This is a genomic window from Blautia sp. CAG:237, assembly GCF_000436615.1.
Taxonomy (GTDB): Bacteria; Bacillota; Clostridia; order Lachnospirales; family Lachnospiraceae; genus Blautia_A; species Blautia_A intestinihominis.
The window spans coordinates 25,978-33,056 of sequence record NZ_FR886744.1 but is presented as its reverse complement, the minus strand read 5'-3'; the positions used below and the strand labels follow the sequence as shown (position 1 = coordinate 33,056).

Here is a 7,079-nt window from a genome sequence, read left to right as displayed (position 1 = left end):
CGAGCCGACGGCGGGGCTGGATGTGGTCGCAAGAGAAGAGATCCTTGATCTTCTGCGGGAATATATGGAGATTCCGGGACGCTCTATCGTGATCAGTTCACATATTTCCGGCGATCTGGAACATTTCTGTGATGACCTGTACATGATCCATGGAGGCAAGATCGTCCTTCATGAAGAGACAGACCGTATTCTTGAGGAATATGGATTCCTCAAAGTATCAGATCAGGAATACGAGGCCCTTGACAAAGAATATCTTCTGCGTGTGAGAAAAGAGCCCTTCGGCTACAGTTGTCTGACAGACCAGAAGAACTATTATCTGGAAAACCACCCGGGGATCGTAGTCGAAAAAGGAAGCGTAGATGAAGTGATTTCCATGCTGGTGAAAGGAGAGAGATTATGAGCGGTTTATTAATGAAAGACCTGGAATTACTCAAGGTAAATATAAAAACGTATTTCATTGTTTTTGCGGTTGGGATCATTTATCTGTTTGTCCAGACAGACGGAAGTATTTTTTTCATAAGCTATATGATCTTTGTAAGTCTCAGTGTCACCGTCGGAACGATTTCCTATGACAGTTATCATCATGGAATGAATTTCCTGATGACCCTGCCATTTACCAGAAAAGAATACGTGATATCCAAATATCTGACCGCAGCAGGCGTTACACTGGCAGCAGGCATTCTTTCCATGATCCCGGGACTTCTCAAAGCGCAGTCTGTCAGTACACGGAAAGAATTCCTCATAAGTACAGGTGCTGTTATGATCTGTGCCGGTATCTTTCTGGCAATCCTGCTCCCGATGCGTCTGAAATACGAAATCGAAAAAAGCCGGATCCTCATGGTCGCACTGGTAGCAGTCATTTCCCTGCTCGCCGCCGGCGGAAAGAAAGCACTGGAACTCTGCAAAGGAAGTGCAACTCTCCATCTCCTGAATACATTTGCCGGATGGCAGATAGCGGCTGCGATGATCGTGGTCATGGTAGTTTGCATGGCGGTGTCTGTGAAGGTCAGTGAGGGGATTATGGAGAGGAAGGAGTTTTGAGACTACAGTAGGAATAGCTAAAAAAGATATATTCAACACCTAAAAACAATATTAGTAACTAAAATATTGACTAAATAAGGAAAACTGGCGTATAATAAATTAAGAAAATAGAATTGTTCATTAAGGAGGGTCGCAGGATGAACGATATTAATATGATAATTGCCAGAAACATCCTCACAATTCTTAAAAAGCAGAATAAAAAGCAGGTTGACCTTGCAGAAGCGTTGCAGACCAATAAGCAGACAATTAGTAAAATGCTTAACGGAGCACGTATGATCAATGCGATAGAGCTGAAACAAATTTCAGATTTTTTGGGTGTTAAAATGGAAGAGCTGACCAAGATTCCAGCACATATTCCAGACACAGATGTTATACATGTATTTATGGGAAAAGTTGAATCTGAACAGGCAAAAAATGCTCTGCAGATTGCAGATAAACTTTCGGATATGATTCTATTCCACAGCAGAGTAAGGGAAAATGGCACAGAAATGATGGAGGTATGAGATTTCTAATGGGCGATATTATTGACGAAAGCTTATACAAAAAGCAGAACATGCAATTTGAAAGAACCAATGAAACAGCAAAAGCATTTGCGGCTAATTATTGCGGAAATACGATAATAAGAGACTCAATATTTGGAATTGCCTCCAATTATGCAAGAAAACGGGAATTATCCCTGGAAATACTCAGATATCCATTTAAAGATGATGAACTTTGGGCTTTTACATTCATAAAAAAAGGAACTATTTTTCTTTGTGTGAATTCCGATCTGCCTGTGTGTAAACAGATTTTTGCAATGGCACATGAACTGTATCATATTCATTGTTATGCAGAAGATATTAATACTAACACAATTACAGGTGGTTCTTTATTAGATTCAAGAACGGCAGACGAAGAGGCAACTTCGCAAGAAGATCTGGAGGCAAATGCGTTTGCCGGTCTGTTGCTAATGCCAGATGCAAGCGTGATAGAACAGTTCAAAATGTTTGGGCTTTCAAAAGAAAAACTGGACGTTGATGGTGTAATTATTTTGATGGATATTTTTGCACTTCCGTATAAAGCAGTTATTTTGCGATTGGTTGAGAGTGGAATAATTGAAGAAAAAAAGGCTAGGGAATTACTGAAAGCAGATTCAAAATACATCACTGATAGAATAAAATTGACAGGTAAAGCAGAGCGATGGCAAAAAGATAGTAATGATCTGATTTATTATGGAAGTCTGCTCGAAAATTTAAAGTTCAATTCAGAACATGATCTGCTTGTCAATACCAGAGAAAAGTCAGACAGAGCATACTTGGAAAAAATCAGCAGAGAATTTCGAAAGGAAAGATAAGGTGAAGGTATGGCAAATGAAAAATATGCTTTGCTTGACACAGATTTTATCTCCAAGATGCATCTCATACGTAAAGATGACCAAAATAAGCTGATTGATAAGATTATGGTAATGCCAAATTATACTTTTTATTGTCATGAGCAGGTAAGTGTTGAACTTTTGCGTCATAATACTGTTGGACCATTGGAATGGTTTAAGGGTAAGGTTAAGAGTAAATTGATATATCTTTATAATGATGAAATGATTCTGGATGAATTGACAGCTATTTATGGAGATTTAGCATTATATATGGAAATAGAAACATAAATCAGCATCATCAAGTTCATGGCTCTCTTCAACAAGATGATATGGTATTGGGAGTAAGAGATGATGCATTTGAAAATTGGGATTATATATATTTTCAAAAATTCTTTCAAAGAATTCAGAAACGAACAGGTGCATTTTATAAAGCATGGATACCACAAATACGTAGATCTGTAGAAGATGCCCCGATTAAGGTGTTTATAATGGGACACTCTCTTGGTATGACAGACAAGGAGATATTAAAAGAGTTTTTTTATGGTAAATATGTCTCTGAAATTACAATTTATTATCATAATCAATATGCATATGAACAATTAGTGATTAGCTTAGTTAATATGTTTGGAAAAGAGTTTGTGATTGAACAAACGGGATCTAATAGAATAAAATTTATCCAATTAGATTCTCCAATAAAAGTTTCTGTGGAAAATGAAATGATTTTTTGATGTTAACTAAATTAAAATGGATGATGACCAAATTGAATTGTTGATGAGGTGATTTGTAAATGGCGATGATGACAGTATATCACGGTGGCTATCAGCCGGTAGAAAAACCGGAAATACGAAAAGGCCGGAATACAAAAGATTTTGGAACAGGATTTTACTGTACCATTATTAAAGAACAGGCACAAAGATGGGCGAGACGTTACGACACTAAGGTAGTTTCGATTTATGACGTACGATTGAATTCTAAGCTGAAAATAAAAGAATTCAAGGAAATGACAGAGGAGTGGCTTGATTTCATTATTTCATGCCGAAATGGGCAGGAACATGACTATGATATTGTCATCGGTGCTATGGCAGATGATCAGATTTATAACTTTATCTCAGATTATATAGATGGTGTGATCACACGAGAACAGTTCTGGGTTCTTGCTAAATTTAAATATCCGACACATCAAATTGTATTCTGTACAGATGCAGCGTTGAAATGCCTGGAATATCGAGATTGTGAGGTGCTTTAATGATTGGAATGGGAAGAGAAACACAAAAGGATAATGACTTGTTTTTTACTTGTAGTTTGATTGATTATATTGCAAGAAAGACTAAGAATATCCGTGCAGATATTGTGAATCAGTTGGGCAAAGAACGGTTGGAAAAGATATATGATCTTGCAGATGTTTATCATTGCGATAACATTGAGCGGGTAAGCGATGACTTTATAGAAGAAGCACAGATAGGTATTGGTACATTTGACAATGTTGGAGAATGTAAATATTCAATTCCATCTCATTGGGATATTGGAAAAGTGTACAAGCGTCTTATAAAACAGGTAGCAAAGTACGAAAATATAAGTATTATTGATGCGTTAATTAAAGTTTACAATTCGTTTATCAGCACTAAAATCGATGACTATAACAGCAGTGTATATTATGAAAATCCTTCGTGTATATTCGAATCGTACAAAGAAAATAAAATGCTTTAAAAATGATAAAATGAAAATAATAAACCGTGATAAATCGTCACAAGTTGAAGATGGAGGAGCAGTACAAAACGTTGACCTTAAAATATTGATCTTTTGGTATACCATAGGAAATATGGAGTTGGAACCATTGATTGCTATTCCTGTTTTCATTCATGATTTTTTGTGTATACATCCTTTTAATGATGGAAATGGCAGAATGAGCCGTCTTCTTACAACATTGCCTTTATATAGAAATGGATTTTATGTTGGAAAGTATGTTTCATTGGAAGCGAAGATTGCAAAGAATAAGGATTTGTACTATTCTGCGCTTGCTGCGTCGCAGACAGGCTGGCACGAAGGAACAGAAGATGTAGTACCATTTATTAAATATCTCCTTGGAACGATCCTTGCTGCCTATAAGGATTTTGAAGACAGAATGAGCCTGGTTGAAACGAAACTTCCTGCACTTGAGATGGTACGCAGAGCAAGCCAAAATAAGATCGGACGTTTTAATAAACAGGATATTCGTGAATTGTGTCCTACACTCAGTGACAGTTCTATTGAGGGAGCTTTAAGAAAACTGGTTGCTGCAGGTGAACTGAAAAAAGAGGAGGGAAAAGGAAAAAATACATGTTATTTTAGACTAACTTAATTTGGTCATAATAGGCCACAATGACTAAATTAAAATGGATGATGACGAAATTAAAAAATAACTGCAGCAGCATAAAAGAAAAATCCCTCCCCCTCTTAAAATAATTAACTGGCGCATTTTCTCGAAATGCGTTATCCTGTAAAAAGAGAATTTGTATTTATGATGCATAAGACAGGAGGAAACCTTTATGGAAAAAAATCAGATTTTTATAAAGAGTGGTACAGAATACAAAAAGATTACAAAAGAACTTCTGGAAGAGAGCAATCTGGAAGAATTGATTGGTGATAAGAACAAGATGATCGGTATCAAGCCAAACATGGTATCTGCATCTGACCCATCCAATGGCGCCACAACACATACCGAGATCATTGCCGGTATACTAGAATACCTAAAGGAGCATGGCTTCCGCAGGATGATGATCCTCGAGGGTTCCTGGGTAGGGGACCGTACTTCGGATGTATTTGAGGTATGTGGTTATCAGCAGATCTGCGATGACTATGACGTGGAATTCCACGACACACAGAAAGACAAGAGTTTCACAAAGGACTGCAGTGGTCTGGAACTCAGGATCTGCAACAGCGTAAAGGATGTCGATTTTCTGATCAATGTACCGGTCATGAAGGGACACTGCCAGACCAAGATCACTTGTGCTCTCAAGAATATGAAGGGACTGATCCCGAACACAGAAAAACGTCATTTCCATTCCATGGGCCTGCACAAACCGATCGCGCACTTAAATACAGGCATCCATCAGGATTTTATCGTAGTCGACAATATCTGCGGCGATCTGGATTTTGAGGATGGTGGAAATCCGGTTGTGATGAACCGCATCTGGACAGCGATGGATCCGGTGCTTGTAGATGCTTATGTCTGTCAGCAGCTCCACTACAAGGTTTCTGACGTTCCATATGTAAAACTTGCCGGAGAACTTGGCGTTGGCTGCTCTGACATTTCCAAAGCGGACATCCGCGTACTGGGTGAAAATGTTCAGCAGAACATCCCGGAACGCCGCAAAGTTGTAGAAGTAGCTGATGCTGTCGAGGAAGTAGATTCCTGCAGTGCCTGCTACGGATACCTCATCCCGGCACTGGACATGCTCAAACAGGAAGGACTTCTCGAAAAACTGCATGAAAAAATCTGTATCGGACAGGGATACAGAGGCAAGAGCGGAGAACTCGGAGTCGGACACTGCACCAGAAACTTCAAACATCATGCAGAAGGCTGCCCGCCGACCGAAAACCAGATCTATGAATTTCTAAAAGAATATATCTCGAAATAAAACATATGGGGGAATGCATCTGCATTCCCCCGATTATTACATTACAGAAATGATTTATCTTTCATAAGCTTCTTTAAGGATCTTCACGATCTCTTCCGTAGTAAATTTACTGCTGTCGATACACAGATCATACTGTCCCATATCCAGCCATTTCTCATCGGTAAAGAATTCGTAATAGGATCTACGTTCTTTATCCATCCTCTTGACCAGTTTGCGGGCACTCTTTTCTTCACGGTCGAGGCGCTCCATGACGTTTTTGACACGGGTCTCAAACGGTGCGTAGATGAATACGCTTAAAGTACGGTCCTGGAGGATATGGTTGGCACATCTTCCTACGATCACGCAGTCTTCCTTATCCGAAAGGGAAAGGATGATATCGCGCTGGAGTTCAAACAGAACATCATTCATCGGAATTGCCCGGTAATCCTGGCTTATCTGAATCTCATGATTTACAGGAAAACTCCATGCTCCTGGCCGTTTCTCATCCACATCAGCAAGATCGCCGAAAGGAATATTCTTGTCCCTGGCTGCGATCTCGATCAGTTCTTTATCATAAAAACCGATTTCAAGTTCCTCTGCGAGAGCCTTGCCGATCGCATGTCCACCGCTTCCATACATTCGATTGATTGTGATAATACGTTTACTCATATAGCGTCCTCCTTTCGAGGGTTACTGTTCACTCCGTTCGCAGTAACTTTCAATTTTTTTCTTGTGAATATTATAACATAATAGTTAGAAAATATCCATAATATACCAAAAATAAATTGAAAATTATTTGTATAAATTAAATAAATCAGATAGAAAAAATGAATTTTAAGGTTCATTTAAGTTTAATTCACCGGGCTTTCACAGATCGCACAATAAGTGAACACACCTTTTTGCTAAAGTATATCCCAGAGACAGAGAACAGGAGATCCGATCACACGGACGGCTTGGAGGGTAAAGATGTTTCATAAGGGAAGAAAAGTGAAAAAATCCAAAAAGAAAAAAATAATAAGTCTGATCGTTGTCGTAGCAGTGGCAGGAACGTCAGGAGCGGTAGTCTACAGGAAAGTGAGACGGCCGGTGGC

Annotated in this window: 10 protein-coding genes and 1 pseudogene; 10 read left to right on the top strand and 1 reads right to left on the bottom strand. The window is 38.9% G+C overall.

The features are described 5' to 3' along the window. The 10 genes and pseudogenes from QZL69_RS08960 to QZL69_RS08915 form a co-directional block, all read left to right on the top strand. Positions 1-400, top strand: a pseudogene (locus QZL69_RS08960) (ABC transporter ATP-binding protein); the annotation flags it as partial. Next, positions 397-1,041: an ABC-2 transporter permease gene (locus tag QZL69_RS08955; protein ID WP_022214877.1), complete on the top strand. Its 645-nt coding sequence runs from the start codon at positions 397-399 to the stop codon at positions 1,039-1,041. The pseudogene QZL69_RS08960 and the gene QZL69_RS08955, both read left to right, overlap by 4 nt. A gap of 137 nt (positions 1,042-1,178) precedes the next feature. Continuing rightward, positions 1,179-1,544, top strand: coding sequence for a helix-turn-helix domain-containing protein (locus QZL69_RS08950; RefSeq protein WP_022214876.1), 366 nt, complete (start codon positions 1,179-1,181; stop codon positions 1,542-1,544). A gap of 8 nt (positions 1,545-1,552) precedes the next feature. After that, positions 1,553-2,374 carry an ImmA/IrrE family metallo-endopeptidase gene (locus QZL69_RS08945; RefSeq protein WP_022214875.1) on the top strand — a complete coding sequence of 274 codons (822 nt, stop codon included), beginning with the start codon at positions 1,553-1,555 and terminating at the stop codon, positions 2,372-2,374. Positions 2,375-2,383: 9 nt separating this feature from the next. Further along, positions 2,384-2,680: a hypothetical protein gene (locus QZL69_RS08940; RefSeq protein ID WP_022214874.1), complete on the top strand. Its 297-nt coding sequence runs from the start codon at positions 2,384-2,386 to the stop codon at positions 2,678-2,680. Next, positions 2,629-3,120 (top strand): AbiH family protein, encoded by a 492-nt coding sequence (locus QZL69_RS08935; protein WP_330361762.1) that lies wholly within the window; start codon positions 2,629-2,631, stop codon positions 3,118-3,120. Before QZL69_RS08940 ends, QZL69_RS08935 begins: the two co-directional genes overlap by 52 nt. 59 nt (positions 3,121-3,179) lie before the next feature. Continuing rightward, a complete protein-coding gene (locus QZL69_RS08930) occupies positions 3,180-3,638 on the top strand; it encodes a DUF3990 domain-containing protein (RefSeq protein WP_022214872.1) in 459 nt (152 codons plus the stop codon). Then, positions 3,638-4,099 carry a hypothetical protein gene (locus tag QZL69_RS08925; RefSeq protein ID WP_022214871.1) on the top strand — a complete coding sequence of 154 codons (462 nt, stop codon included), beginning with the start codon at positions 3,638-3,640 and terminating at the stop codon, positions 4,097-4,099. Before QZL69_RS08930 ends, QZL69_RS08925 begins: the two co-directional genes overlap by 1 nt. Further along, complete coding sequence (locus QZL69_RS08920) at positions 4,023-4,730, top strand: Fic family protein (RefSeq protein WP_334290849.1); 708 nt, start codon at positions 4,023-4,025, stop codon at positions 4,728-4,730. Before QZL69_RS08925 ends, QZL69_RS08920 begins: the two co-directional genes overlap by 77 nt. A gap of 187 nt (positions 4,731-4,917) precedes the next feature. Continuing rightward, entirely contained in the window at positions 4,918-6,009 is a 1,092-nt protein-coding gene (locus QZL69_RS08915) for a DUF362 domain-containing protein (RefSeq protein ID WP_022214869.1), read from the top strand. Positions 6,010-6,063: 54 nt separating this feature from the next. On the opposite strand, the gene QZL69_RS08910 is transcribed toward QZL69_RS08915, so the two are convergent. Continuing rightward, positions 6,064-6,657, bottom strand: coding sequence for an AAA family ATPase (locus QZL69_RS08910; protein ID WP_022214868.1), 594 nt, complete (start codon positions 6,655-6,657; stop codon positions 6,064-6,066). Positions 6,658-7,079: the final 422 nt, after the last annotated feature.